The sequence below is a fragment of the Loktanella sp. M215 genome (assembly GCF_021735925.1).
Taxonomy (GTDB): domain Bacteria; phylum Pseudomonadota; class Alphaproteobacteria; order Rhodobacterales; family Rhodobacteraceae; genus Loktanella.
Window position 1 is genome coordinate 3,357,543 of record NZ_WMEA01000001.1, and the last position, 25,134, is coordinate 3,382,676.

At 65.2% G+C, this 25,134-nt stretch carries 20 protein-coding genes, 1 tRNA gene and 1 pseudogene; 2 read left to right on the forward strand and 20 right to left on the reverse strand.

Annotated features, from left to right (window positions below; all coding sequences use genetic code 11):
• Positions 1–34 precede the first annotated feature (34 nt).
• Positions 35–109, forward strand: a tRNA-Glu gene (locus tag GLR48_RS16540).
• Positions 110–437: 328 nt separating this feature from the next.
• Here the strand turns inward: GLR48_RS16540 and cysG are convergent.
• The 10 genes from cysG to GLR48_RS16590 all read right to left on the reverse strand — a co-directional run bounded on the left by cysG (position 438) and on the right by GLR48_RS16590 (position 14,360).
• Positions 438–1,865, reverse strand: a complete 1,428-nt coding sequence (cysG, locus tag GLR48_RS16545; RefSeq protein ID WP_237063042.1) for a siroheme synthase CysG — start codon at positions 1,863–1,865, stop codon at positions 438–440.
• A gap of 9 nt (positions 1,866–1,874) precedes the next feature.
• Positions 1,875–2,834: a glycosyl transferase family protein gene (locus GLR48_RS16550; protein ID WP_237063043.1), complete on the reverse strand. Its 960-nt coding sequence runs from the start codon at positions 2,832–2,834 to the stop codon at positions 1,875–1,877.
• Complete coding sequence (locus GLR48_RS16555; RefSeq protein ID WP_237063044.1) at positions 2,831–5,461, reverse strand: nitrate reductase; 2,631 nt, start codon at positions 5,459–5,461, stop codon at positions 2,831–2,833. Before GLR48_RS16555 ends, GLR48_RS16550 begins: the two co-directional genes overlap by 4 nt.
• Complete coding sequence (nirD, locus tag GLR48_RS16560) at positions 5,461–5,796, reverse strand: nitrite reductase small subunit NirD (RefSeq protein WP_237063045.1); 336 nt, start codon at positions 5,794–5,796, stop codon at positions 5,461–5,463. The genes GLR48_RS16555 and nirD overlap by 1 nt, the downstream gene beginning before the upstream one ends.
• Positions 5,793–8,237 carry a nitrite reductase large subunit NirB gene (nirB, locus tag GLR48_RS16565; protein ID WP_237063046.1) on the reverse strand — a complete coding sequence of 815 codons (2,445 nt, stop codon included), beginning with the start codon at positions 8,235–8,237 and terminating at the stop codon, positions 5,793–5,795. Before nirB ends, nirD begins: the two co-directional genes overlap by 4 nt.
• A gap of 3 nt (positions 8,238–8,240) precedes the next feature.
• The gene (locus tag GLR48_RS16570) at positions 8,241–9,914 is read right to left on the reverse strand and encodes an ABC transporter ATP-binding protein (protein WP_237063047.1); all 1,674 of its coding nucleotides are present in this window, start codon (positions 9,912–9,914) and stop codon (positions 8,241–8,243) included.
• Positions 9,915–9,919: 5 nt separating this feature from the next.
• Positions 9,920–11,002 carry an ABC transporter permease gene (locus tag GLR48_RS16575; RefSeq protein WP_237063048.1) on the reverse strand — a complete coding sequence of 361 codons (1,083 nt, stop codon included), beginning with the start codon at positions 11,000–11,002 and terminating at the stop codon, positions 9,920–9,922.
• Between the two features lie 66 nt (positions 11,003–11,068).
• Positions 11,069–12,421, reverse strand: a complete 1,353-nt coding sequence (locus GLR48_RS16580; protein WP_237063050.1) for a CmpA/NrtA family ABC transporter substrate-binding protein — start codon at positions 12,419–12,421, stop codon at positions 11,069–11,071.
• Positions 12,422–12,678: 257 nt separating this feature from the next.
• Positions 12,679–13,779: an ABC transporter substrate-binding protein gene (locus tag GLR48_RS16585; protein ID WP_237063052.1), complete on the reverse strand. Its 1,101-nt coding sequence runs from the start codon at positions 13,777–13,779 to the stop codon at positions 12,679–12,681.
• Entirely contained in the window at positions 13,776–14,360 is a 585-nt protein-coding gene (locus GLR48_RS16590) for an ANTAR domain-containing response regulator (RefSeq protein ID WP_237063053.1), read from the reverse strand. Before GLR48_RS16590 ends, GLR48_RS16585 begins: the two co-directional genes overlap by 4 nt.
• Positions 14,361–14,694: 334 nt before the next feature.
• Here GLR48_RS16590 and GLR48_RS26085 point away from each other — a divergent pair.
• Positions 14,695–14,906: pseudogene (locus GLR48_RS26085) on the forward strand (transposase); the annotation flags it as partial.
• On the opposite strand, the gene GLR48_RS16595 reads toward GLR48_RS26085, so the two are convergent.
• The 10 genes from GLR48_RS16595 to GLR48_RS16640 form a co-directional block, all read right to left on the reverse strand.
• A complete protein-coding gene (locus GLR48_RS16595; protein ID WP_237063054.1) occupies positions 14,888–15,028 on the reverse strand; it encodes a hypothetical protein in 141 nt (46 codons plus the stop codon). The pseudogene GLR48_RS26085 and the gene GLR48_RS16595 sit on opposite strands and share 19 nt — an antisense overlap.
• 128 nt (positions 15,029–15,156) lie before the next feature.
• On the reverse strand, positions 15,157–16,194 hold the full coding sequence (locus GLR48_RS16600) for a ketopantoate reductase family protein (RefSeq protein WP_237063055.1): 1,038 nt from the start codon (positions 16,192–16,194) through the stop codon (positions 15,157–15,159).
• Entirely contained in the window at positions 16,191–17,051 is an 861-nt protein-coding gene (locus GLR48_RS16605; protein WP_237063056.1) for a dioxygenase family protein, read from the reverse strand. The genes GLR48_RS16600 and GLR48_RS16605 overlap by 4 nt, the downstream gene beginning before the upstream one ends.
• Before the next feature lie 19 nt (positions 17,052–17,070).
• The gene (locus GLR48_RS16610) at positions 17,071–18,132 is read right to left on the reverse strand and encodes a maleylacetate reductase (RefSeq protein ID WP_237063057.1); all 1,062 of its coding nucleotides are present in this window, start codon (positions 18,130–18,132) and stop codon (positions 17,071–17,073) included.
• Complete coding sequence (locus tag GLR48_RS16615; protein WP_237063058.1) at positions 18,129–20,654, reverse strand: ATP-binding cassette domain-containing protein; 2,526 nt, start codon at positions 20,652–20,654, stop codon at positions 18,129–18,131. The genes GLR48_RS16610 and GLR48_RS16615 overlap by 4 nt, the downstream gene beginning before the upstream one ends.
• A gap of 70 nt (positions 20,655–20,724) precedes the next feature.
• Positions 20,725–21,780, reverse strand: coding sequence for a substrate-binding domain-containing protein (locus tag GLR48_RS16620; RefSeq protein ID WP_237063059.1), 1,056 nt, complete (start codon positions 21,778–21,780; stop codon positions 20,725–20,727).
• Positions 21,773–22,792 carry an ABC transporter permease gene (locus GLR48_RS16625; protein ID WP_237063061.1) on the reverse strand — a complete coding sequence of 340 codons (1,020 nt, stop codon included), beginning with the start codon at positions 22,790–22,792 and terminating at the stop codon, positions 21,773–21,775. The genes GLR48_RS16620 and GLR48_RS16625 overlap by 8 nt, the downstream gene beginning before the upstream one ends.
• Positions 22,793–22,816: 24 nt before the next feature.
• Entirely contained in the window at positions 22,817–23,797 is a 981-nt protein-coding gene (locus GLR48_RS16630; protein ID WP_237063063.1) for a zinc-dependent alcohol dehydrogenase, read from the reverse strand.
• 21 nt (positions 23,798–23,818) lie between these two features.
• Positions 23,819–24,841: a Gfo/Idh/MocA family protein gene (locus GLR48_RS16635; RefSeq protein WP_237063065.1), complete on the reverse strand. Its 1,023-nt coding sequence runs from the start codon at positions 24,839–24,841 to the stop codon at positions 23,819–23,821.
• Complete coding sequence (locus tag GLR48_RS16640) at positions 24,841–25,125, reverse strand: YciI family protein (RefSeq protein WP_237063066.1); 285 nt, start codon at positions 25,123–25,125, stop codon at positions 24,841–24,843. Before GLR48_RS16640 ends, GLR48_RS16635 begins: the two co-directional genes overlap by 1 nt.
• Between the last annotated feature and the right edge of the window lie 9 nt (positions 25,126–25,134).

Here is a 25,134-nt window from a genome sequence, read left to right on the forward strand (position 1 = left end):
CCAGCGCCTTGCCTAAAAGCGCCTCACCAACTGCGGCCCGTTCGTCTATCGGTTAGGACGTCAGGTTTTCAACCTGAAAAGAGGGGTTCGACTCCCCTACGGGCTGCCACGGTTGGTTACTCCCCCAATGACATAAAATTATTGCGGACCACCGCAAAAATTGATGCCAAATCGGAAGCAGCCGTCAGTGGAGCATCGACACGGACAGCATACTAGTCAGGCGGCTCTAGGGACCAACGTTGAACGCGCAGACAACCTCGGTATCCATGACGACAACGCAGCGCATTTCGCTGGTCTTGACGATATTGAAATATCGGAGGCTGGCTTGGAAAACGAGGTCACGCCGGCAGACTTTCCTAACCGATTGCGTGAGGCCACGAGGCGGCTTCGTGATAAAGCGCCCGGGATACGCGCGGAAGACGGGCTGCAAATCCACGTCACGTCCCTTTGGCCGAGAGCGACGCCAACGGGATTGAATTCATTGCCTGTTCGGCGCCCGTATCTCGGACGATGGTGTCCCGCAACGGAAGACGCATGATGAACAAGGCGTTGCCTGCGATGCCGCTTCGGGTCAGATCCTGCGCGAAATCACCAACCGTCGTGTGCAGGACGCGCTGTGTCTGTTTGCTCATGTCCGCGGCGATGGTCACCTCCGTGTCCGCGGAGATGTCCTTCGCCAAGAGGGATCGCGCAATCTGCGGGGCGGCCGCGACGCCCATGTAGAAAACGAGCGTCGTGCCCGGCAGCGCATGGTCCGCCCAAGCCTCTGCGGCGATGTCGTCGCAATGTCGGCCTGTCGTCAGGACAAGCGTGTCGGTCTTTCCGCGTTCGGTCAGCGAGCAACCCAGAATGGCGGCGGCGGCGCTGGCCGCAGTGACGCCCGGAACGATTTCGATCGCAATCCCTGCGGCCCGAGCGGCGTCAAGCTCTTCGGTCGCGCGACCGAAGATGCCCGGATCGCCCGACTTCAGCCGCACCACGCGACGCCCTTTCGCGGCCTCGGCCACGATCAGCGCACAGATGCGGTCCTGCGGCCAGGCGTGGGCGCCCACCACCTTGCCGACATAGACGCGTTCGGCGTCGCGACGGGCCAGTTCCAGCACCTCCGGATCGACGAGGCGGTCGTAGAAGATCACGTCGGCCTCTTGCAGGCGCTGCACGGCCCGCAGGGTCAGCAGATCGCGCGCGCCGGGGCCTGCGCCGACCAGCGCGATGTGGCCCTGCACCGGTGGCAAAGCGCGGGTACTTATCGTCTGTTTCAGCAGGTCGGCCGCGGCGCGGGCCTGCCCGCCGCGATGCAGCGTCCAAGGCGCGTCGGCAAAGGCCCAGTGCCAGAAGGCGCGACGGTCCTGTTTCGGGATCCCAGCTGCGACCGCTCCGCGCAGGCGACCGGCGAGTGCGGCAAAGGTGCCAAGCGTCGGGTCCAGCATCTGTTCGACCTGCGTCTTGATCTGCCGCGCGAGGACCGGTGCCGTACCTTCGGTGCCGATCGCGACGACGACCGGGTCGCGGTCCACCAGCGACGGCGTGGTCATGTCGCAGAGGGCGGGCTGGTCCACGACGTTGACCTGTGCGCCGCCTGCCTTGGCCAGCGCGTGCAGCGCCGCATCCAGACCCGGGCAACCGGTTGCGATGAAGACGAGCGCCGCGCCGGCGAAGCTGTCGGGCGTGATCGCTCCGGTATCCTGCGTGGCACGGCCCGTAGCGACCAGATCAGCCAGTTCGGCGTCAAGCGCAGGCGCCAGCAGCACCAGTGCGGCATCGGTCTTGAGCATCAGCCGCGCCTTCTGCGCCGCCTGCTCGCCGCCGCCCGCGATGACGACGTGGCGGCCGGTGGTGCGGATGAACATGGGAAAGCTGTGCATGATGACCTCTCAGGCGGCGCAAGCGCGGTGACGCCGCTGCCACAGGTCGGCAGCGGCGCGGGTGGCATCGGTGACGCCCAGCGCGGACAGCGCGAGGGCGGCCGTGCTGGTGATGATGGCGGTGGCAAAGTCGTCCTGCACCGCGCCGTGCCAGACCTGCGCCAAGGGGCTGTCCGTATCCGACAACCGGTGATGGCCGGTCATGGCAGTGCCGGTCGGCCCCTCCCAGACGGTGCCCCCGGTCAGGCCATGCAGGGTGATGTCCTTGGCTGGATGATGCTCGAACTCGCCTCCGCCGCCCTTGAGGACCCGCAGGGTGGGCTGTTCCAGCAGCAGCGCCGCATCGCGTTGCAGTTCGCGGTAGGAGGGGTGAAAGACGCCTTGCAGGGCGACCGGCGCTGCGGCCGGGTTCAGCATCCGCAGGACGGTGTTGATGCAGGACCGCAGGCCGAACACATCGCGCAGGCGCAGCAGGTGCATCAACTGCGGCGAAAGCTGTTCCAGCGGCACATAGGCGATGCCGTCGCGAGATAGGGTCGCGGGGGCGTCAGGCCATGCGACCTGTGCAATCCCCACATGGCACAGTGCGTCGCGGACAGATGCCCCGGTGGCCTGATGCGAATTCCAGCCATGCAGCAGCACCGGATACCCCGCCTGCGCCACCAGTCGGGCTGCGGACAGAAACCACGGCTGGCCCCGCGTCCGGCCCGCGGCATAGGACGGCCAGTCGACGGCGGGGTGCGGGCCTTGCCAGGCTGGTAGCGATGCACGAGCGGCTGCGGTGAACCCGGCAATCTCGCAGGCCACCTCGCCTTTCATCCGCAGCAGCATCAGCAGGGCACCCAGCGCCTCGGGGGCCGCGTCGCCTGCCATGATGCAGGTCATTGCGGCCTGTGCCTCGTCCTGCGTCAGGGACCGCGCGCGGCCCTGACCGCGACCCAGAATGGCGACATAGGGGGCAAGGGTCATTCGGCCGCCTCCAGCCGCTGGGCCGCAGCCAGCAGCACGGCGATTTCCGGGCGGCAGGACCCGCAGTTGGTGCCCGCCCCGGTGCAGGCGCCGACCTGTGCCACGGTCCCGTGACCGCTGCCGATCGCGGCGCGGATCGTGTTCAGGCCAACGCCAAGGCAGGCGCAGACGACCGGTCCGGGGTCCGGCATGTCGGCGCTGGGACGGCCCGACAGCGGCGCTGCGGCCACCTGCCCCAGTTGGGACACCAGATGGTCGCGGGCCAGCGCGACCGGCGTGTTTGAGACGAACAGCGCCGCCAGCAGGCGGTCTCCGTCCATGAAGGCCAGACGGGCCGTGCCGGTGGACGGATCGTTGATGCTTTGACAGGGCGCGTGGGCCAAGCCGAACAGGCGACGGGCCTCTGCCTCCCAATCCTCTGGCGTGTCGCGGCCCGCCAGTTCCGCCCGCCAGCCGCCCGCGACGGCGCTGCGCGCCCAGTAGGGCGATGTGAGGTTCAGCGCCGCCGTGCTGACGGCAAAGCCGAACCATGCGGCAGAGTAAGGTGTCACGGCCACGACGGCGGCCTTGCTTTCGGGCTGGCCGGACAGCGGATCGACGATCCCCGGCACCAGTGCATCGATGCGGCCAGAGGGCGCGGTCTCTCCGGTCCAGTGCATCGGGGCAAAGACCTGCCCCGGTTGCACACGGTCGGTGATCAGCGCCCGCAGGATGCAGCTGCCGGTGGGGCTGTTGACGGTGACCAGCGTGGCGGGCGCGATACCGAGGGACGCGGCATCTTGGGGGTGGATCTCCAGAAACGGCTCGCCCAGATGCTGGTTCAGACGGGGGGATTTTGCCGTGCGCGTCATGGTATGCCACTGGTCGCGGATGCGCCCGGTGTTCAGACGGAAGGGATAGCGTGGGCCGGTGCGCGCGGCAGGGGCGCGGTGCGTCACCGGCACCATGCGGGCGTGACCATCGGACGTAAAGAACTGGCCCTCCGCGAAAAAACGTTCCGTCTGGCCCCACGCCGTGACCGGCCAGCGCGTCGGCGGCAGCGCATCATAGCCCCCCTGCCCCAAGCCCGTCAGACCAGAGATGTCGAAGTCCCGCCCCATCGCCGCCGCAAGGCCCGACAGAACGCCATATTCGTCAAAGATCTCGGCCGGTGAGCTATAGTCGAACGCTGCCCCCCAGCCCATGCGGCGGGCAAAATCCGCCATGATCGCCCAGTCGGGCCTTGCCAACCCCGGTGCGGGCAGGACAGCGCGCTGGCGGCTGATCGTGCGGTCCGAATTGGTGACGGTCCCGTCCTTTTCGCCCCAGCCGGTCGCGGGCAGCAGCACATGGGCCAGACGCGCGGTATCGGTGTTGGCGGTCACGTCGCTGACCACGACGAACTCGCAGCCTTCGATCGCCGCCGCCACACGGTCCGCGTCGGGCATCGACACGGCGGGGTTGGTGCACATGATCCAGAGCGCGCGGATGCGCCCGTCGCTGACCCGGTCGAACATGTCGACGGCCTTTGGTCCCTGCCCTTCGGGCATCGCGGGCGCATCCCAGAAATTGCGCACCAGATCGCGGTGGACCGCATCCTCGATATCCAGATGGCAGGCCAGCGCGTTGGACAGGCCGCCGACCTCTCGGCCGCCCATGGCGTTGGGCTGGCCAGTGACGGAAAACGGCCCCATGCCGGGCTTGCCGATGCGGCCCGTGGCCAAGTGGCAATTGATGATCGCGTTGACCTTGTCGGTGCCCGACGACGACTGGTTCACGCCCTGGCTGAAGACGGTGACGACCTTTTCATGCCGCAGCCACATCTGGCAGAAGGCGGCGATCTGCGCAGGGTCAAGGCCGGTCACGCGGCTGTCCTGCGCCATCGCGGCACGCAGGGTTTCGTCGAAGCCATTGACGTGACGCAGGTAGGCGCCATCAACCGCACCGCCTTCGTGGATCGCGGCCAGCAGGCGGTTGAACAGGGCCACATCGCTACCGGGTTCCAGCGCCAGATGCAGGTCCGCCAGATCGCAGGTCGCCGTGCGGCGCGGGTCGATCACGACGACCTTCATGGCGGGCCGTGCGGCCTTGGCCGCCGCCAGCCGCTGATACAGCACCGGATGACACCACGCGAGGTTGCTGCCCACCAGCACCACAAGGTCCGCCAGTTCGAGGTCGTCGTAGGTGCCCGGCACCGTATCGGTGCCAAAGGCGCGTTTCTGCCCCGCCACAGTGGACGCCATGCACAGGCGCGAATTTGTGTCGATATTCGCCGACCCGATGAAGCCCTTCATCAGCTTGTTGGCGACGTAGTAATCCTCGGTCAGCAACTGGCCCGAGACGTAGAAGGCCACGGAATCCGGGCCGTGACGCGCGATGGTCTGGGCAAAGCGGTGCGCGACCGTGCCCATCGCCGTGTCCCAATCGGTGTCTGCCCCGTCGACGCGGGGGGCCAGCAGGCGGTCGTCCTGCGACAGGGTCTCGCCCAGTGCTACGCCCTTGGAACACAGGCGGCCAAAGTTCGCGGGATGGTCCGGATCGCCGCGCACGGTCACGCCGCCCGCGCCGTCAGGGCGGGCCAACACGCCGCAGCCGACGCCGCAATAGGCACAGGTCGTGCGGATTTCGCGGGCCGAAGACCCATCCATCACGCCACCTGCCCGCGCCGCAGCCGCGCAGTATCCAGCATGATGCGGCCGGATTCGACACGGATCGCGTAAGTGTTGACCGATCCCTCGTCCGCGCCCTGCGCCTGACCCGTGTCCAGCCGCAGCACCATGTTGTGCAGCGGGCACGTGACGGACCGGCCATGCACGATCCCCTCGCTCAACGGACCGCCCTTGTGCGGGCAGGCATCGTCAATCGCAAAAACCTCGTCATCGACGGTGCGGAAAACGGCGACGCAGCCCATGTGCGTCTTGACCACGCGCGCGCCGCGTTCGGGAATGTCGCTCAGCGCGCCGATATCGGTCCAGTCGGTCATTCTGCAGCCTCCAGTGTCAAATCGGCAAGCGGCGCGTAAAGCGCGCGGTAGGCGGGTTTGGTGCGTTCGGCCCAAGGATCCTGCTGCATGAACTGCTGGGCGAAGTAGAAACGGTCGGCGAGTGCGCGGCGGCTATCCGCGTCGGTCACGACCCGTTCCACGATGTGCGGCAGGCCGACGTTGTCCATCCACTTGTACATCCGTTCGAGGTAGGCGGCTTCCTCGCGATACAGCTGCACGACGGCGGCGGTGTATTCCAGCACCTCGTCCTCGGTCTTCACCGTGCACATCACGACCGTGCCCTGAATATGCAGACCCGCCGCCCCGCCAATGTGCAGGACGTAGCCCGAGTCGACGCAAATCACGCCCACGTCCTTGCAGGTCGATTCCGCGCAATTTCGCGGGCAGCCGGACACGGCCATCTTGACCTTGGCGGGTGTCCAAGACCCCCACAGCGCCTTTTCCATGCGGATGCCCAGACCGGTGCTGTCCTGCGTGCCGAACCGGCAATGGTCGGTGCCCACACAGGTCTTCACGGTCCGCAGGCCCTTGGCATAGGCCTGACCGCTGACCATGCCGGCCGCGTTCAGGTCGGCCCAGATGTCGGGCAGGTCCTGCTTTTTCACGCCCAGCAGATCAATGCGCTGGCCGCCGGTGACCTTGACCGTCTGCACCTCATACTTCTCGGCGGCATCGGCAATCGCACGGAGTTCATCCGGCGTCGTGATCCCGCCCCACATGCGCGGCACGACGGAATAGGTGCCGTCCTTCTGGATGTTGGAATGCATCCGTTCATTCACGAAACGGCTCTGGTCGTCGTCATCGTATTCGCCGGGCCAGTCGCACAGCAGATAGTAGTTCAACGCAGGCCGGCAGGACGCGCAGCCACAAGAGGTGGTCCAGCCACATTCCTGCATGACGGCGGCCATGGATTTCAAGCCCTGAGACTTGATCAGGCGACGCACATCCATGTGGGTCAGCGGCGTGCAGGGGCACATCGGCTTGACCGTCTGCGGCGCGAAATCGTCGCCCAATGTCAGAGACATGACCTGTTCCACCAAACCGGTGCAGGTGCCGCAACTGGCACTCGCCTTGGTCTGCGCGCGGACGTCGGACAGCGTCGTAGCCCCGCCCTGAATGGCGTCCACGATCCGGGATTTGCATACGCCGTTGCAGCCGCAGATTTCTGCGTCAGCCGGTAAGGCTGCAACGGCCGCCAAAGGGTCCGATTGGGCACCCCCCTGAAAGGCAGGGCCAAAGATCAACGTGTCGCGCATCGCGGTCACGTCGGTATGATCCTTGATCAGCCCGTGGAACCAGGCAGAGTGCGCCGTGTCGCCATACATGACCGCGCCGATCAACCTCTCGCCTTCCAGCACGAGGCGTTTGTAGATGCCGCGCGACGGGTCACGGAAGACGATGTCATCGCGGCCTTCACCTTCCGCAAAGTCGCCGGCGCTGAACAGGTCGCAGCCGGTGACCTTCAGCTTGGTCGCGACCTCCTTGGGCACGAAGCTTGCGGGGGTGTCGCCCAGCGTGTCGGCGGCCACCTTGGCCTGATCATAAAGCGGCGCCACGAGCCCGAAGATGGCGCCTTGATGTTCGACACATTCACCGAGCGCCAATATGTGCGCATCTGATGTGACCATTGTGTCGTCCACATGGATGCCGCGCCCGACGGCCAGACCGGCCTCTTTCGCCAAGGCCACGTTGGGCCGGATGCCGACAGCCATGACCAGCAGGTCACAGGTGAGTTCGGTGCCGTCGTCCAGCAGGAGCGCGCTGACATGACCGTTCGTCCCGATGATTTCCTTGGAGTTGGCAGACGTGAGGACCGTTATCCCCTTCGCTTCCAGCGCCTTTTTCAAAAGATAGCCCGCCGCCTCGTCCAGCTGCCGTTCCATCAGATGGCCCATGACGTGCACGACGGTGACGTGAACACCCTGTGCCGCCATGCCGGCCGCCGCTTCCAGCCCCAGCAGGCCGCCGCCGATGACGACGGCCTTTGACCCCGGTTTCGCACCAAGGCCCATCATGCGTTCGGTGTCTTCCAGATCGCGGTAGGGGATCACCCCCGCCAGATCGTGGCCGGGCAGCGGGATCATGAAGGGGTTGGACCCGGTTGCAATGACAAGGCGGTCATAGGGCACCGGGCCATTCGCTCCGTAGGCGACACGCGCCTCGCGGTCGATGCGCAGCACCCGTTCGCCAAAGCGGCAGGTGACACCGTGGGTTTCATACCAATCCGCGTCGTGGGTCACGATCTCGGCGTAGGTCTTGTCCCCGGACAGCACCGGCGACAGCATCAGCCGGTTGTAATTGCCGCGCGGTTCCGCGTTGAACAGGGTCACGTCCCAGCGGCCTGCTTGCGTGTCGAACAGATGCTCCAGCATCCGGCCTGACGCCATGCCGGCGCCGATGACGACAAGTTTCTTGGTCATGTGCTACTCCGCCGCGATGGATTTGGGGGCGGGCTTGGCCCCGTGTTCGTATTCGGTCAGGAAATCAAGGACTTCCTGCCGGTATTCGTAGTAGTCGGGATGCGCCAGCAGCGCCTTTCGGGTGCGGGGCCGTGGCAGTTTGACGTCCGTAATCTTGCCGATGGTCGCCTGCGGGCCGTTGGTCATCATCACCACGCGGTCGGCCAGCAGGATCGCCTCGTCCACGTCATGGGTGACGCAGATCGCGGTGACCTTGGTGCGGGACCAGACCTCCATCAGGACCTCCTGCAACTCCCACCGCGTGAGGCTGTCCAGCATCCCGAAGGGTTCATCCAACAGCAGCAGCTTGGGGCTCAGGGCAAAGGCCCGCGCGATGCCGACGCGCTGTTTCATGCCGTTCGACATGGAATGCGCGCCCCGGTCCATCGCATCGGCAAGGCCCACGCGTTCAAGGTAGTATTCCACCACCTCCTGCCGTTCCGCCTGCGTCGCCTTGGGATAGACCTTGTCCACGCCGATCGCGACGTTCTCCTTGGCGGTCAGCCAGGGGAACAGGTTGGGGGATTGGAAGACCACGGCGCGTTCCGGGTCGGCGCCTTCGACGTGGCGTCCGTCCAGACGGATCGCGCCCTTGGAAATGTCGTTCAGACCGGCAGCCATGGTCAGCACCGTGGACTTGCCGCAGCCGGAATGGCCGATCAGGGAGATGAACTCGCCCTGATTGACCTTCAGATCGAAGTTTTCCACGACCGTCAGCGGTCCCTTGGGCGTGGGATAGATCTTGTGTAGCTGGGAAAAGTCGAGGAAGCGCTCTTCGATCATCCCCTCGCGGCTGTCGCGCACGGCGGCCGGGATCATCTTGTGGATCGGTGTCACGTTGGGCAGGTGCCTTGTTTCAGCGACTTTGGCAGCGAAACCGACGTCCATCAGGTATTGCGTGACCTCGGCCCGCAGTTTCTTGAACCCTGCGTCGTGATTCATCGCATCACGGTTGCGCGGGCGGGGAATGGTGACCGCCACCGGATCGGCCAGCGTGCCGTCGGGGTTCAGCACGATGATGCGGTCAGCCAGCAGGATCGCCTCATCCACGTCGTTGGTGATCAGGATGCAGGTTTTCTTGTCGGCCTCCCAGATCTCCAGAATTTCGTCCGCAAGGTTCGCCCGCGTCAGGGCGTCCAACGCTGACAGGGGTTCGTCCAGCAAAAGCAGGTCCGGTTCCATCGCCAGCGCCCGCGCCACGGCGACCCGCTGGCGCATGCCGCCCGATAGTTCCGACGGATAGCGCTGCGCCGCGTGGGGCAGACCGACCATGCCGATGTAGTGGTCGGCCTTGGCGGTTTTTTCGGCCTTGGACAGCTTGCCGTGCACCGCTTCGATCGCCAGCATGACGTTGCCGCGCACCGTCAGCCATGGCATCAGGCTGTAGCTTTGGAACACAAGCCCCCGGTCCGGGCCGGGGCCTGTGATGGGTGCGCCGCGAAACGTCAGGCTGCCACTATCGGGCATCGACAACCCCGCGATCAGGTTCATCAGGGTGGACTTCCCGGTGCCGGAAAACCCGAGGATGGCGAGGAATTCGCCCTCTTTCACTTCAAGGTCGATGTGGTGCAGGATTTCGGTGCGCTGCGTGCCTTCGCCGAACCCTTTGCCGACGTCTTTGAATTGCAGGATGCTCATGCCGTTCATCGCTGCGCAGAGAAGGTGAAGAACGACTGCATCGCGAACATCACGCGGTCCAGCAGGAAGCCGATGATGCCGATGGTCAGCACCGCGACGATAATCCGCGCAAGGCTTTGCGACGATCCGTTCTGGAACTCGTCCCAGACGAATTTGCCAAGGCCCGGGTTCTGCGCCAACATCTCGGCCGCGATCAGCACCATCCAGCCCACACCCAGCGACAGACGCAATCCGGTAAAGATCAGCGGCAGGGCCGACGGCAGCACCAGTTTGGTGATCTTGGCGTAGGGTCCCATCTTCAGCACGCGGCTGACCGAGATCAGGTCGCGGTCGATGGATGCGACGCCCAAAGCCGTGTTGATCAGCGTGGGCCACAGGGAACACAGGGTCACGGTGATGGCCGACACGAGGAAGGATTTGGAGAAGAACCCGTCATTCGTCGCATAGACCGCACTGACGACCATCGTGACGATCGGCAGCCACGCCAGCGGGGATACGGGCTTGAAGATCTGGATCAGCGGGTTGAGCGCCGCGTTCGCAGTGGGCGACAGGCCCGCCGCGATGCCCAGCGGGATCGCGATGATCGACGCGATCAGAAAGCCGAAGAACACCGTCTTGATCGAGGTCCAGATCTGCCCGTAATAGGTGGGCTGTCCGGTGTAGGCGATGTCCTTCACGTCGGCGCTGCGACCTGCCTCGACCAACTTGGCGTTGCGCTCGGCCAGACGTTCCTCGAAGACCGCCTTCTTGTCCCACTTGGCGATCGCGTCGGCGTGCAGGCCGCGCGCCTCGGCCCACACGGCGACGGGACCGGGGATCGCGCCCAGCGACGTGACGACCTTGGGGGCAAGTGCCGACCACAGCATCAGGAACACCGCGATGGACAGCAGCGGCACACCCAGCAGGCGCCAGACGTCCTTCATCTGCGCGCGGGGGTTGTCACCGGCGGCGGCCTTCATCAGCGGTGTGATCCAGCCAAGGCCAAGAACGGCGAACCATGCGTCCGCCTTGTTGATACGGGTGAACCAGACGGCGCGGCGGGCTTCGCGGTGCTGGGCTGCGATGTGGTCGGGATCGACGGTCGTCATGGCGTGGGCCTCTTTGATCGGATCAAGGATAGGGGGGCCGCCCCGGTTGGGGGCGGCCGCGTCATGTCAGCCGCCGGCCACATCGCCGGACTTCAGGCCGATGGGCAGACTGTCGATGTAGGCGTTGGGGGTTTTGCCGTCGTAGGGGATGCCGTCGATGATGTCGGCAGCGGGCGTCGGCGCCTTGTAGCCGTCTGAATCAAAGGGGAAATCGGCCTCGGTCGCCAGACCTTCGTCCACCAGCATGCGGGCGGCCTGCAGGTAGATGTCGGGACGATAGACGGATTTGGCAGTCTCATCGAACCACGCGTCGTCCTTGGGTTCGGCGATCTGCCCCCAGCGGCGCATCTGGGTCAGATACCAGACCGCGTCGGAATAGAATGGATAGGTCGCGTTGTGACGGAAGAAGACGTTGAAGTCCGGCACATCCCGCACATCGCCCTTTTCATACTCGAACGTGCCGGTCATCGACGCCGCGATAACCGCGCGGTCGGCACCCACGTATTCCGGACGCGCCAGCATGTCGACGGCTTCTTCGCGGTTGGCGTTGTCGTTTTCGTCCAGCCAGATGGCCGCGCGGATCAGCGCCTTGGTCAGGGCGATGGTCGTGTTCGGGTTGGCTTCTGCAAACGCGGCGGTGATGCCAAAAACCTTCTCGGGATTATTCTTCCACAGCTCGTAATCGGTGATGACCGGCACGCCAATCCCCTTGACGACAGCCTGCTGGTTCCACGGCTCGCCCACGGCATAGCCGTCGATGGTACCTGCCTCCATCGTGGCGGGCATCTGCGGCGGTGGCGTGACCGACAGCATGACATCCGCACCGATGGTGCCAGAGGTATCGTCAGGCGTGTATGTGCCGGGGTTCAGACCACCGGCGGCCAGCCAGTAGCGCAATTCGTAATTGTGGGTGGAGACCGGGAACACCATGCCCATGTTGAACGGCTTGCCCGCCGCCTTGTAGGACGCCACGACTGGGGCCAGCGCAGAGGCGCTGATCGGGTGCTGCGGTTTGCCGTCGGCATCTACCGGCACGTTCGGCTTCATCTCGGCCCAGACGGCGTTCGACACGGTGATCCCGTTGCCGTTCAGGTCCATCGAAAAAGGCGTGATGATATGCGCTTCCGTGCCGTAGCCGATGGTCGCGGCAAGGGGCTGGCCCGCCAGCATATGCGCGCCGTCAAGTTGACCGCCGATCACGCCGTCCAGCAGCACCTTCCAGTTCGCCTGCGCCTCCAGCGTGACGAACAGTCCCTCGTCGAGGAAATAGCCGTTTTCGTAGGCCACGGCGAGCGGCGCCATGTCCGTCAGCTTGATGAACCCGAACTTCAACTCGTCCTTTTCAAGGTCCAGCATCTCGGCAAAGGCCGGGCTGGCCAGCAGCGTCGTTGTCAGAAGACAGGCGGTAACATATTTCATGTGGTCGTCCCTTTAGGGTCCGGGACTTTTGCCCGGACATACGAAAAATAGCCGCTGACTAACCTCATGCGCTGGCACGAAGGGTCGAGCGGCTCTGCTCGGATAACCCGGACTTTGGGAATGGGATCAGGCGGACGCCATTGCCTGCCTGAGATTCAGTAGCGCGCAGGACAACCTGTTAATCAACGACAAAGACAAATTCGCACCCGCAGCATCGCAAATTTCTGCATCGCGGCATGGTTGTGCCGCATTTGTGGTCAATCAGCGGCATCGCGGCTGAATTCCTGACCGTCGAAAGAACGGTCATCGGACATCAGGCAGGCGACATATCCGGGAATCGCCCCCAGCGTGGCCGTATGAAAGTCCGTCCGAAACGTGGCGACGGCGGCGGCACGCGCGGTCGCGCGGTCCAGGCCCAGCCGTGCGGCCAGTCGCACGCCGATCCAGGCGGCGTGATCCGGTTGCGGCATGTAACGACCGAAATCGATGAAATCCTTGACGATACGGCTGTCGCCCCGGGGCGAGATCGTCAGGTGCCCGGACAGGGCGCGGTCAATCACCTCGCTCTGCACGTCCAGGCGATCGCGCCCCGACAGCATCTCGCAGGCCGTGATACGGCTGCCGGGATCGGCGAGCCACTGACCGGCGTGCCACAAGGCCCGGATCAGCGCGCGCAGCGGCTCCGGTTCGGTGTCCGCCAGATCCGCCCGCACGCCCAGCACCTTTTCCGGTGCTCCGGGCCAGATGGCTGATCCCGGCAGCAGAAGCGTCCCCGCGCCCCGCTCTACCGCCATCGACCCCCACGGCTCGCCCACGCAGAACGCATCGATGTCACCAGAGGCCAGCGCTGCCGCCATCAGGGGTGGCGGCACGGTGCGGATATCGAGGGCGGCGGGCGACGGCAGCCCAAGTGCCGTCAGCCAGTGATACAACAGCTCGGCATGCATCGAAAACGGGAACGGAACCGCGATGCGCAGCGGCCCCGTTGCCGCGGCGATCAAGGCGCTGCCCGCCGCATGGGCATCGTCAAAGTCGAACCCGTAGCCTGCGCCGCGCATCCGGTCCGCAACCGCAGTGCTGACGCAGATGACCTCGCCATTGGTGGACAAGACGGCGACGGCCGCCAGCGGCGCCCCAGCCCCGCCCAGACCAAGCGCGGTGGCGACAGGCATCGGCGACAGCATCTGCGCCGCCATGACCTGCCCGAACGAGACCATATCGCGCAACGCCGACCACGCATTCGCCCGCCGCAGGTCGAGCGAGATGCCCTCGGCCCGGTCGAACCCCATCTCGGCGGCGACGATCAGCGGAGCGGCGTCGATCAGCGGCACAAAGCCTACGGGCATGCGCGTCGTCATGACAAAAGCGCCGCCGTGCTGACCAGAGCCTCTGCCACGTCGACGACCTTGCGCCCCTGATCCATCGCGGCCCGGCGCAGCAAGGCATAGGCCGCCTCCTCGTCGATGCCCTTGGCCTTCATCAGCAGACCCTTGGCGCGGTCGATGACCTTGCGCTCTTCCAGTGCGCGCTTGGTGGCGGCCAGTTCCGTGCGCATCTGGCGGAACATGTTGAACCGCGCGACGGCGGCATCGATGATCGGCTTCAGCCGATCCGCGCGTAGCCCGTCCACGACATAGGCGGACACGCCCGCCTCGATCGCGAGTTTGGTCAGGTTCGCATCGCTCTGGTCCACGAAGAGTGCCACCGGCCGTTCCAAAGGCGCGGTCGCCAGCGTCAGTTCCTCCAGCACATCGCGAGAGGGATTGTCGAGATCGATCAGCACAATGTCAGGGTTGACGGTCTTGATCGTGGCCGTGAGGCGGGTCATGTCCATGACGATATTCAGATCGTAGTGCCCGACCCGTGCAAGGCTTTCCTCGATCAGAGCGGCGCGCGCCGGATCACTTTCGACAATGGTGATTTTCAGGTGTCGCTGCATCGCTGCAGCGTGAGCAGCCCTGACCCACATTGGCAAGATCGGATCACAGAGGCGCTGTTTTTCATGCGTCGTGACGCACAAAAATTGGCGATGCACGCGGATATCGTCGAAAAATGCCGCACGGCATGACCGGTATGCAGGCATTTCGCAGATCGTGGTCGGGACAGTGCCGAAGATTGATGCGCAGCATGTCCGGCTTTCAAGAATCGAGGCGCCTGAGATGGATCAAAGAGGTGGGATGCCTGCAAGATGCAGGTGCGATTGCGATCCCGCCAGATCTTGAAGCGATGCGCATTTAGAAATTTGTCGCGCCATGGTGACTGAGGGGACTCTGATAAAGACGACGAGATTTAGCAAACCCCATATCCTCGCGATCCTGCGTCAAACCGAAGGCCGCGCTTTGCCGCGAGCATGGCATGAGCACGGCGGCGTTCCACAGGTGGCAAGCGCAGTATGGATGCCGCGATGATCCGCCAGATACAGAGTCTGGAGGACAAGAACTGCCGGCTGAAACGCATGTTTGCGGATCAGAGCATGCAAGCCGATTGCTGAAGAAAGCCCGTACAAAAAAGTGCCGTGGCCATCTCTTTGACGCCAGATGGCCGCCAGCCGATGTGCTGCACTTGAACGTCGACCAAGTCGTCGGACACAAAGACGGTGCCGCGCATGGCCGTCGTCTGGAAGTGTCGGGTCATCTGTTGGATGGTGCGACACAAATCGGCACCCATCCCCCGACTAGTGGTGCTTTCTGGAACGTGGGTTACTGGACAGTGCGACCTTGGTCACTTACCCTCCTTCAGGTTGACCTGAAGACCGCCAGAAGATCGTCGCGGTTCTGGTCCGTCAAGGTCCGCCGCCCCTGTTCGATCTCGCACGCGAGCCGGACCACGTGGTCGTTGACCGGTGCGGCCTTGCCGTGGGCTGCCAGCGTCTTCACGACCCAGCCGTTGACCTCGTCGATCTCGGCCCGGCGCCCCTTGCGCCAGTCCTGCAGGGACGTGGTCAGCGTATCGTCGCGCGAAAAGGTCTTCAGCACCTCGTCGAAGATCTCGTCCACGTAGCGTTCGGGATGATTGCTCATGACCGGCGGCATCCCGATGATCGGCATGATCGTGGCTCCGTCGGCCAGCGCCGCGTCCATCGCCTCGTAACCCGCGCGCCGCATCAGATCGAGCATGCCCGGCAGCCGTGCGGCGTCGTTCAGCGCCGTGTCGACAATGGCTGAGGGGATCAGTTCGGCGGCGTTCACCACCAGCTTCATCCACTTGGCGGAATGGATGTCGTCCGTCACCTCGACCCGGCCCGCGTGGCGCAGCAGTGTCGCCACATCCTCCACCTCGGGCTGTTTGGCGGGGTCGAGAGCGCCGAGCGCGAACCAACTTTCGTCGTGGTCGTTCTGGCGGGTCGTCACACCGGGGGTCCACATGTTCGACGCGATCTCGATCACGGCACCGATGGTTCGGTCCCGCCCGACGATGGACGCGATGTCCTCGTGCGTCATGCCGTTCTGCAGGCCGACGACAAAGCCGTCAGGCGCCAGCACCGGCTTGATCAGTTCCGCCGCCCAGCGGGTGTCGTAGGCCTTGACCACCAGGAACACGAGGTCGAAGGGCTGCCTGACCTCGGCCACCTCGCACAGATGCAGCGCGGTGACGGCGGTGTGGATCGTGCGGGTCGGCATGTGGACTGTCAGGCCGTTCGCGCGCATCGCCTCGACATGGGCGGGCCACTGGTCGATGAAGGTGACATCAAGGCCCGCGCGGGTGAAATCGGCGGCGATCGACGCACCCTGCGCGCCGGTGCCAAGGAATGCGATGCGCGGATTGGCCTTCATTGCGTGCCCTCCGGCGTCATGATGAAATCGAAGGTCGATTGCCAGTCGGTCGGGCCCTCTGGAGTGGCCGTGTAGTCCGCGATCAGGGTCTTCTTGACGCCGAACACCGCGTCCGAGGTCAGGTAATCGTCACCCTTCACGAAGGTATGGGTGACGACCGTCTGGTGCCCCGGTGCCGTGACGATGAAGTGCATGTGGGCGGGCCGGTAGGGATGGCGGCCCAACTGACCCAGCATCTGCCCCACGGGGCCGTCGTCGGGGATCGGGTAGGACACCGGCTTGATCCCCTGAAACGCATAGCGCCCGTCGGCGCCGGTGACGAAAACACCCCGGTTGTTCGGCTGCGGCTGGCTCTCGGGCTGCTGCACATCGTAGAACCCGTCGGCATTGTCCGACCACACGTCGATCCGCGCACCCGCCACCGGCGCGCCGTCAAGATCGGTCACGCGCCCCTGAAAGAGGCAGCTTTCGCCGACGCCGTCGCGGCTGATGTTGGTGCCCATCGGCAGATCCGGCACGCCGTCGACATGAAACGGGCCAAGGACGGTGTTCTCGGTCGCACCGTCCGGCCGGCGGTTGTTGATCGCATCGACCAGCATCGACACGCCCAGCACGTCGGACAGCAGAATGAACTCCTGCCGGTTGCCGTCGCACATCTGGCCGGTCCGGGTCAGGAATTCCACCGCCAGCGCCCATTCCGCCTGCGTCAGCTCCACGTCCTTGATGAAGGCGTGCAGATGCGTGACCAACGCGCCCATCACGCGCGTCAGGCGCGGATCGGCCCTCTCGCCCACCCGCGCGGTGACGGCGGCGACAGAGGCGTCTTCGGTGAAATAGGCGATGGCGGGGTCGGTCATGGCAGGGCCTCTCAATGGGTCAGGTCGCGGGGCGGGTGCCGTCGTAGGCCCGCGTCAGTAGCGCAAGGATGCCGTCGCGCGTCACGGGGCGCGGGTTGGCATAGGGATTTTTCACGGCCATGTCGGCCACACGGTCAAGGTCGTCGCGCGCAAGCCCAAGGTCCTTCAGCGCCAATGGCGCGCCAAGGCTGCGGGCCAGATCATGCAGCCCGCCGGCGAGGTCGCCACCGAACAGGGCAGCCGCGGGGGCCAGCGCATCGTGCGCGGCAGCGGCGTTGTAGGCGGCACTGTGCGGCAGCAGGATCGCGTGGGTTTCCGCGTGCGGTAGGTCACAACTGCCGCCAAGCGTGTGACAGAGCTTGTGGTGCAGCGACATGGCGACGGACCCCAGCACCACGCCACACAACCACGACCCGTAAAGCGCCTCGCCCCGCGCATCGATATCGGCGGGGTCGCGGGTTATCGCGGGCAGCGCATCCCGCAGGGCGCGGATGCCTTCGACCGCCAGCAGCGAGGTGACCGGGTTGGCGTCGGGGGCATAAAGCCCCTCGACCGCGTGGGCCATGGCGTTCAGGCCGCTGGCGACGCTCATCGCGATGGGCAGGCCGGTGGTCAGGGTGGGGTCGTAGATCACCACCTCTGGCCTGATCTTGGGTCCGCGTACGGTGGATTTCACGCCATCCTCGGTCTGGCCCAGGATGTCCGTCACCTCTGACCCGGCGTAGGTCGTGGCGACGACGATCTGGGGGGCATCGTTGCGGTATGCGATGGCCTTGCCCAGCCCGATCGTGGATCCGCCGCCCAGCGCCACGATGCAATCGGCCCCGCAGGCGTCATAGGCCGCCAAGGCGCGGGCGGTGACGGCGAGGGGCGTGTGCATGGTCGCATCGGTGAACTGCCCTGCGGCCAGTGGTCCCAACTGATTGGCCAAGGCCGCAAGGTCCGCCGCCTGAAACGACGTGGACAGCAGGAACGCCCGTTTGCAGCCCAGCCGTTCGATCTCCGCGTCCACCTGCGCCAACGTGCCGGGGCCGAAGATCACGCGGCTCGGGGCGACCTGATAAACGAAATCACGCATCATGCGGGCACCTCTGCGCGGCTGCGGGCTGTTGCGTAGATTAAGGCCGCCACGACGATCAGCGCGCCTTGAAAGAAGTATTGATAGGCCTGCGACAACCCCAGAAAGGACACCGCATTGAGCACCTCGGTCAGCAGCACCGCGCCAAGGATCGTGCCGATGAACGTGCCACGCCCGCCGCGCAGGCTGGTGCCGCCAAGAACGACCGCCGTGATGCTGGACAGGGTGTAGGTGATGCCCTGTGCGGGATCGCCCACGCCAATTTGCGCCATCAACATGACGGCTCCGCAGGCGGTCAGCAGCGACACGGCGACATAGCCCAGGATGAACACGCGGTCGACGCGGACGCCAAGGCGGCGGGCGGCGCCTTCCTCTGACCCCACGGCGCGCAGCTGCCATCCACTACGGGACCGGCGCAGCAGCACCTCGCCCACGAGCGCAAAAGCGACCAGCACGATGAAGGCAACGGGGATCGGCCCCAGCTTCCATGTCAGCCAATCCATGACGGTGAAGTTGATATAGCCGCCCGGCCCGTCCCGCAGCACGAAGCTGAGGCCTTGCAGGCCGATATACATCGCCAGCGTCGCCGCGATGGGGGTGAAGTTGGCGTAACGCATCAGGCTGCCGTTCACGGCACCGACCACGGCGGCACAGGCGAACATCATCGCAAAGCCCAGCGCCATGGTCGGCACCGCCTGCCCGTCATTGATGAAGAACGACCCGACGACGACAAGAAACCCCGCCAGCGGCCCGACCGACAGATCGATGCCGCCCATCAGAAGTGCCACAGTCTGCCCCATCGCGATGAAGCCCAAGGCCGTCGCCAGCAGCAGGATGTTGGAAATGTTGAAGGCCGACAGGTAGTTCGCGTTCTGCCCGTAGACATACAGCCCCAGCACCACGATCACCGCCGCCAGCGGGATCGCGGTCGCATTGTCGCTTTGGACCAGATGCCGCCAGCCACCACGGGCCTTTTGCACCTGCGGCGTCGGCTCGCCAACGCTAGGGGCATGGGTCTCTGCCTGAACGGCGGCGCCGACGATGCGCTCCTCGGTGATCGCGTCGCCTTCCAGCACCTGCGTCACCCGGCCCCGCGACATGACGACGACGGTGTCGCAAAGCCCTTCCAGCTCTGCCGCGTCCGACGAGTTGACGATGACCGGCGTGCCGGCGGCAGAGACTTCGCGCAGGATGCGGTAAATTTCGAACCGCGCGCCCACGTCGACGCCTTGGGTGGGCTGGTCCGCGATGATGTAGCCGGGCTGCGACAGCAGCGCGCGGGACATGACGATCTTTTGCTGGTTGCCGCCCGACAGCGACAGCACCTTGGCGTCGAGACCCGGCGTCTTGACCGCCAGCTGGCCAAAGATGTCCTGCACGGCGGCCAGTTCGCGGCCCCGGCTCATGACGCCGCCGGTGGCAAAGCAGCCCAGCGCCGTAAAGGTCGCGTTTTCGCGCACGGTCAGGTCGGTGGCAAGGCCTTCCTCGTGCCGGTCGGCGGGCATGTAGGCGGCGGTGCGGGCAAGTCGGTCGGCCTTCAGCGGTGCACCGTCCAGCAGCACCTGACCCGAGAATGGCAACAAACCCGCAAGGGCGCGCATCAGCTCTGCCTGCCCATTGCCATCGACCCCGGCGATGCCGATGATCCGGCCGCGGGCGACCTCGAAACTGACGTCGGTAAAGTTATGGCCCGTCAGCCCGTTGATGGCGAAATTCACATCCGATGCATCGCCGCTCGCCTTCGGCGGAAAGGCGGACACCAGCGACCGCCCGACGATCATGTCGAGCAGGTCCTGATCGCTGACGTCGCGCACCAATGCCGTCCCGCGCATGCGCCCGTCGCGCAGCACCGTCACGCGGTCGGCGATCTGGCGCAACTCGGCCATGCGGTGGGTGATGTAGATGACGGCCGTGCCCTGTGCGGCCAGGGCGCGGATGCGGGCGAACAGCATGTCCGTCGCGTCCTGATCGAGGGCCGCGGTCGGTTCATCCATGATGAGGATGCGCGGCTGCACCGCCAGCGCCTTGGCGATTTCCAGCAGGTGGCGCTGCGGCACGGTCAGATCGGCGGCGCGCGCCTTCAGCGGCACGTGCAGGCCGACGGCGTCCAGCATCCGCCGCGCGATATCAGCCGTGTCGCCGTCCGCAAAGACGTGACCCGGCAGCGCCAGCGTCAGGTTTTCCAGCACGGTCAGATCGTTCAGCACGGCGGGGTGCTGATAGGCGATGGATACACCAAGGGCGGTGGATCGCGCGGGCGTCATCGGCGACACCGCGTCACCCGCGACATGGATCGTGCCAGCGGTCGGTTGCAGCACGCCAGAGATGATGTTCATCAACGTCGATTTGCCCGCGCCGTTCTCGCCCAGAATGGCGTGCACCTCGCCCGGAAAGATATCGACGGACACCTCGACAAGGGCCGCGACGCTGGCGAAATACTTGGACACGGCCGTCAGCTGCAAGGCCGGGGCTGCGACCGGGCTGTGGCGCGTGTCGGTTCTGGGGATTGTTTCGACGACGGTCATATCCTGTCCTGCATTGGCCGGGCATTGGGGGTGGTCCGGGCGCACACCGCGCCCGGACGCTATGTTCGGTCTACTGCCCGACGGCCTTGGCCTGATCCTCGCCCGCCATCTCGGCAGAGAGGTAGATCGACCCCGGCAGCTCCGGACGGCAATCCACGGCGCTCGGCGTGCCGCTGACGGAGTCTTCAAAGACCGGGGCCTTGAAGATTTCGTCGGTCGGTGGCGTGCCGCCCGTCGCCTCGGCCACGGCCCACTGGACGGCCAGGCGCACGTTGTCGTTGCCGGTCGCGACGGTGAACAGCTTGAAGTCGGGGTTGTCGGCGTTGTTGTCGGCCCAGAAGCAGGACAGCGAATTGCCGTCAGACGTGGCGATCGCCGGGATCGAGCGATTGAATTCCTTGAACACCGGCAGCGCGCCGACGAGGGACGGGCCGAAGTCGGATACTATCATGTCGATCTTGTCGTTCTTGGCGATTTCGGCCGACAGGACCTGCTGCGTCAGCGACGGGTCCCAGTTGGTGACGGCAAAGGGGTCGGGGTTGATGAAGACATAGCTGTCGTCCAGCACTTCCTTCATGCCCGCCAGCTCGTCCACGCCCTGGCTGTTGCCCGCGGGACCAGAGATGAACAGCAGGTTCCCACCTTCCGGCAGTTGCGCCTTGATCCAGTTGCCCCAGTTGACGCCGTCTTCCTTGAACGAAGAGCCGATGAACTTGGTGTAGTTCTTGCCGGCCTCACCGCCGACGTTCACGCGGTAGGGCACCACGATGGCACCGGCGCGGTAGGCGTTCGTCAGCGCGGGCAGCACGGCGGGACCAGCGTCACCGAAGACGACCAGCGCCTTGATGCCGCGCGCGACCATCGAATTGATGTCCGAGATCGCCTTTTGCGTGTCACCCTGCCCGTCCGCATATTCGAACTGCGTGATGCTGGGGCATTTGGCAACCTCTTCCTTGCCCGATGCGGTGGTGACCAGACGCCAGCTGTTGCCGCCAAAGCCGTCCAGCAGCGCCAGCGAGGATTCGTTGGGTCCGCACCAGCTTGGCACGTCCTGTGCCATGGCGCCGGTGGCCCCGAGTGTCAGCGCCAGCGCCGACACCGCGATTTTGAATGTGTTATCAAGCATTGTCCGTATCCTCCATTTTGGACGTTTCTTTGATGGGTGTCGGCCGGCGCCACTGGATCGAATAGACTCCGATGCCAAAGACAAGCGCCAAGGCCTGAATGATGGTCTGCGCCGAAAACGGCACACCGACCGACAGTGCGAACTGGCTGAGAAGGTTGAGAAAGAACGCCGCAATCACCGTGGTGATCGGAAAGCCCCGTCCGCCCAGCAGCGATGTGCCCGCCAGCACGACGACGGCGACGGACGGCAGCAGCAGCGCGTCGCCCTGAAAGGCGGTCGGCTCGCGGGTGATGCCCGCGATCATGATGCCCGCCACGCAATAGTGCAGCTGCGCCAGCACATAGGCCATCGCCTGATATCGGCGCACCGGCAGGCCGGCTGCATGGGCGGCGGCCGGGTTGGCACCGATCACCTCGAACCGGCGGCCCTGCGCGGTCTTCTTCATGACGAAGGTCACGATGGTCAGGATCGCCAGTGCAAAGAACACCGCATGGGGGATGCCAAACGTCTTGCCGCCCGCAATCTGTGCCAGCAGCGGCGTGGTGGTGCGCGGCACCCCGCCGGACACGGCAAAGACGACACCATAAAGCAGCGCATTCATCCCGATCGTCGCGATGATGGCGTTCAGCCGCATGACGCCCACCAGAAAACCGTTCAGCAACCCCGCCACAATCGCCAGGGCGAGGGCTGCCAGCACCGCAGGCAAAAGCTGCGCGTTATCGCCTGACGGCATATGCGTGACCAGCACGACCGCCAGCGACACGCCGCCCGCCAGCGACAGGTCGAACCCGCCCTGCTGGACGACCAGCATCTGCCCAAGACCCACGATCGCGATCACGGCGGCAAAGGGCAGACTACCCGCTAGCCCGCCGTATGACACGGCCGAGGGGGCAAAAATCAGGCACAGGATCACCAGCACGACGGTCGATGCAGCCACGGTAACGAAGCCCCGCGCCAGCGGGATTGCTGTCAGCCCCGTCCGGGGGGCCGTGATGTTTGCGGTCTGTGTCATCTTGAATCCCCCCTCTTTCCGACGTCAGCCGATGTTCAGCGTGACCTTGACGGCCTTTTGCGGGTCCTTACCCAGATCGAAGGCCGCCAGTGCATCGTCGAGGCCGAAGCTGTGCGTCTGGATCGGTGATAGATCGAGGCCGGTACGTTCCAGAAACCGGATCGCGCCGGGCCAGACACCGGGCGAGCCGATGCAGCCACGCACGGTCAGGTCCTTGATCTGGATCTTGCCCAGCTCCACCGGGAATTTCTGGCCGATGTTGATGCCGACCATCGACACGAACCCTTCGGGCCGCGCGTAATCGAAGACATTGGCCAGCGACGCCGGATGCCCCGCACATTCCACGACCAGATCGGCACCGCCCTTGGTCATCTCGGCAATGGCCTCGATGGGGTCGCCGGCGGTGGGATCGACGACTGCATCCGCGCCCAGCTTCATCGCAATCTCGCGCCGCAAGGGGACCGGATCGACGACGATGACTCGCGCACCCATCCCGATGGCCGCCGCCGCCGACACCAGACCGATGGTGCCGCCGCCCGAGATCACGACGGTCTGGGACGCATCGACGCCGCCGTGTCGCAGCACGGCGTAATAGCCGCAGGTAAAAGGTTCGATCAACGCGCCCTTGGCGTCATCCACGCCGTCGGGCAGCTTGTGCAGCCATTCCGGGCGGGCAGCGAAATATTCGCGGTCCGCGCCGTCCATGGAAAAGCCGAAGTGGTGGATGCGTTCCGGCGTGTTGATCACACATTCGCCCACCACGCGGTCACCGGGGGCCAGGCCCTTGACGTTGCGGCCCACCTCGACCACCTCGCCCACCCATTCGTGGCCGGGGGTGACGGGATAGCTGATCGGGATAATGTAATTGCCCGACAGCAGTTCGTAATCCGAATGGCAGATCCCGACGCGGGACGTGCGGATCATCACCTCGTTGTCCGTGATGGACGGCGACTGCACGTCGGTCACGACGGGGGCGTTGGGCTTGTCGAAGATCAGGGCTTTCATGTCGTCTCCTCCCGCTGGCCCTCAGGCCACCTGTTCGATCTTGCCGCTGATGGCCGATGCAAAGACCGCCTCCAGCAAGGCTATGTTGTTCACCAGATGGTCGCCGGTGATCGGATAGGTCTCGGTGCCGCGCACGGCGCGGGCGAAGGCCACGAGGTTGTCCTTCACCGGTTCGGCCTTGCCGATCTCCACCGTCTCGATCGGGCCGCCCGCCATGGCGGATGTCACGATCCAGCCGTCCGGGCTTTCGACATGCGCCTTGTCGCGGATGTCGATCCAGCCCTTGGACCCGTAAACCGTGAACCGCGACATGAACGGGTTCGCCAGCGAGGCGGAAACATAGGACGTGCCACCGCCCGCGAATTTGACGTAGGCCGCGACGGTGTCGCCCTGCGGCAGATCACTGGACAGCTGCTCGCAGATGCACAACACGGAGGAGGCCCGGCCCAGCAGGCGCACGGACAGGTCCAGCAGGTGGATGCCCGTCGCCGTCATGCCGCCAGCGGGGGCCTGATCGGCCTTCAGCCGCCAGTTGTCGCGATCCAGCAACAGGAACTTGTCGTGGCTGAAGTTGGATTCGATCTGGTGGATGCGGCCCAACTCACCCGCGTCCGCGCGGGCCAGCATTGCGGCGACGGGGGGTTCCCAGCGGCGCTCATGCCCCATGCCCAGCACAAGGCCAGCGTCGGCGCAGAGTTTCACTGATGCCTCCGCCTCGGCCTTGGTCAGCGCAAGGGGCTTTTCGCAGAACACATGCTTGCCCGCCGCCACGGCCCGCGCGATCTGGTCGGTGTGCAGGCTGTGCGGTGTCGCCAGCACGACGGCCTCGACGGCTGGGTCATTCAGCGCGTCGGCGTAATCGGCGGACAGCGGGATGCCCTTGCCGTCGCAGACCTCCTGCACCGACGCCACGTTGGGTTCCACCGCGCGGACCACGCGGATGTCGTCGGGGGCGGCCTGCAGGACGTTGAGCATCTTCTGCCCCCACCAGCCCATGCCGACCAGTGCAATACCAACTGGCCCGGTTTTCTGCATGTCGGACATCAGCGATTGTCCACGCGCTTGGCGAAGGGCCGGATCGACACGGTCTTCCACAGGCCCGCATGATGGAACGGGTCGTTGTGGTTGAACGCCTCCACCTCGGCCAGAGAGTCCGCTTCCAGCAGGAAGCAGCTGCCGATCATCGTTTCCTCGTCATCGGCCAGCAGCGGACCGGAGACTAACGTTTTCACGGTCGCGGCGGCGAGATAGGCCTTGTGCGCGTCGTAGTTGGCCAGCCGTTTTTCGACGGCGCCTTCATGGTCAAGGCAATGGATCACGTAATGCATCTGTCTGGT

Bases quoted from the DNA above. Each gene is read 5' to 3' on its own strand.
- GLR48_RS16625 (WP_237063061.1), bottom strand. From the start codon at position 22,792: ATGACACAGACCGCAAACATCACGGCCCCCCGGACGGGGCTGACAGCA.
- GLR48_RS16595 (WP_237063054.1), bottom strand. From the start codon at position 15,028: ATGCGCGGCACCGTCTTTGTGTCCGACGACTTGGTCGACGTTCAAGTG.
- GLR48_RS16635 (WP_237063065.1), bottom strand. From the start codon at position 24,841: ATGTCCGACATGCAGAAAACCGGGCCAGTTGGTATTGCACTGGTCGGC.
- GLR48_RS16580 (WP_237063050.1), bottom strand. From the start codon at position 12,421: ATGAAATATGTTACCGCCTGTCTTCTGACAACGACGCTGCTGGCCAGC.
- GLR48_RS16600 (WP_237063055.1), bottom strand. From the start codon at position 16,194: ATGAAGGCCAATCCGCGCATCGCATTCCTTGGCACCGGCGCGCAGGGT.
- GLR48_RS16640 (WP_237063066.1), bottom strand. From the start codon at position 25,125: ATGCATTACGTGATCCATTGCCTTGACCATGAAGGCGCCGTCGAAAAA.
- GLR48_RS16550 (WP_237063043.1), bottom strand. From the start codon at position 2,834: ATGACCCTTGCCCCCTATGTCGCCATTCTGGGTCGCGGTCAGGGCCGC.
- GLR48_RS16620 (WP_237063059.1), bottom strand. From the start codon at position 21,780: ATGCTTGATAACACATTCAAAATCGCGGTGTCGGCGCTGGCGCTGACA.
- GLR48_RS16555 (WP_237063044.1), bottom strand. From the start codon at position 5,461: ATGGATGGGTCTTCGGCCCGCGAAATCCGCACGACCTGTGCCTATTGC.
- nirD (WP_237063045.1), bottom strand. From the start codon at position 5,796: ATGACCGACTGGACCGATATCGGCGCGCTGAGCGACATTCCCGAACGC.
- cysG (WP_237063042.1), bottom strand. From the start codon at position 1,865: ATGCACAGCTTTCCCATGTTCATCCGCACCACCGGCCGCCACGTCGTC.
- GLR48_RS16590 (WP_237063053.1), bottom strand. From the start codon at position 14,360: ATGCAGCGACACCTGAAAATCACCATTGTCGAAAGTGATCCGGCGCGC.
- GLR48_RS16575 (WP_237063048.1), bottom strand. From the start codon at position 11,002: ATGACGACCGTCGATCCCGACCACATCGCAGCCCAGCACCGCGAAGCC.
- GLR48_RS16570 (WP_237063047.1), bottom strand. From the start codon at position 9,914: ATGAGCATCCTGCAATTCAAAGACGTCGGCAAAGGGTTCGGCGAAGGC.
- GLR48_RS16605 (WP_237063056.1), bottom strand. From the start codon at position 17,051: ATGACCGACCCCGCCATCGCCTATTTCACCGAAGACGCCTCTGTCGCC.
- GLR48_RS16610 (WP_237063057.1), bottom strand. From the start codon at position 18,132: ATGATGCGTGATTTCGTTTATCAGGTCGCCCCGAGCCGCGTGATCTTC.
- GLR48_RS16615 (WP_237063058.1), bottom strand. From the start codon at position 20,654: ATGACCGTCGTCGAAACAATCCCCAGAACCGACACGCGCCACAGCCCG.
- GLR48_RS16630 (WP_237063063.1), bottom strand. From the start codon at position 23,797: ATGAAAGCCCTGATCTTCGACAAGCCCAACGCCCCCGTCGTGACCGAC.
- GLR48_RS16585 (WP_237063052.1), bottom strand. From the start codon at position 13,779: ATGACGACGCGCATGCCCGTAGGCTTTGTGCCGCTGATCGACGCCGCT.
- nirB (WP_237063046.1), bottom strand. From the start codon at position 8,237: ATGACCAAGAAACTTGTCGTCATCGGCGCCGGCATGGCGTCAGGCCGG.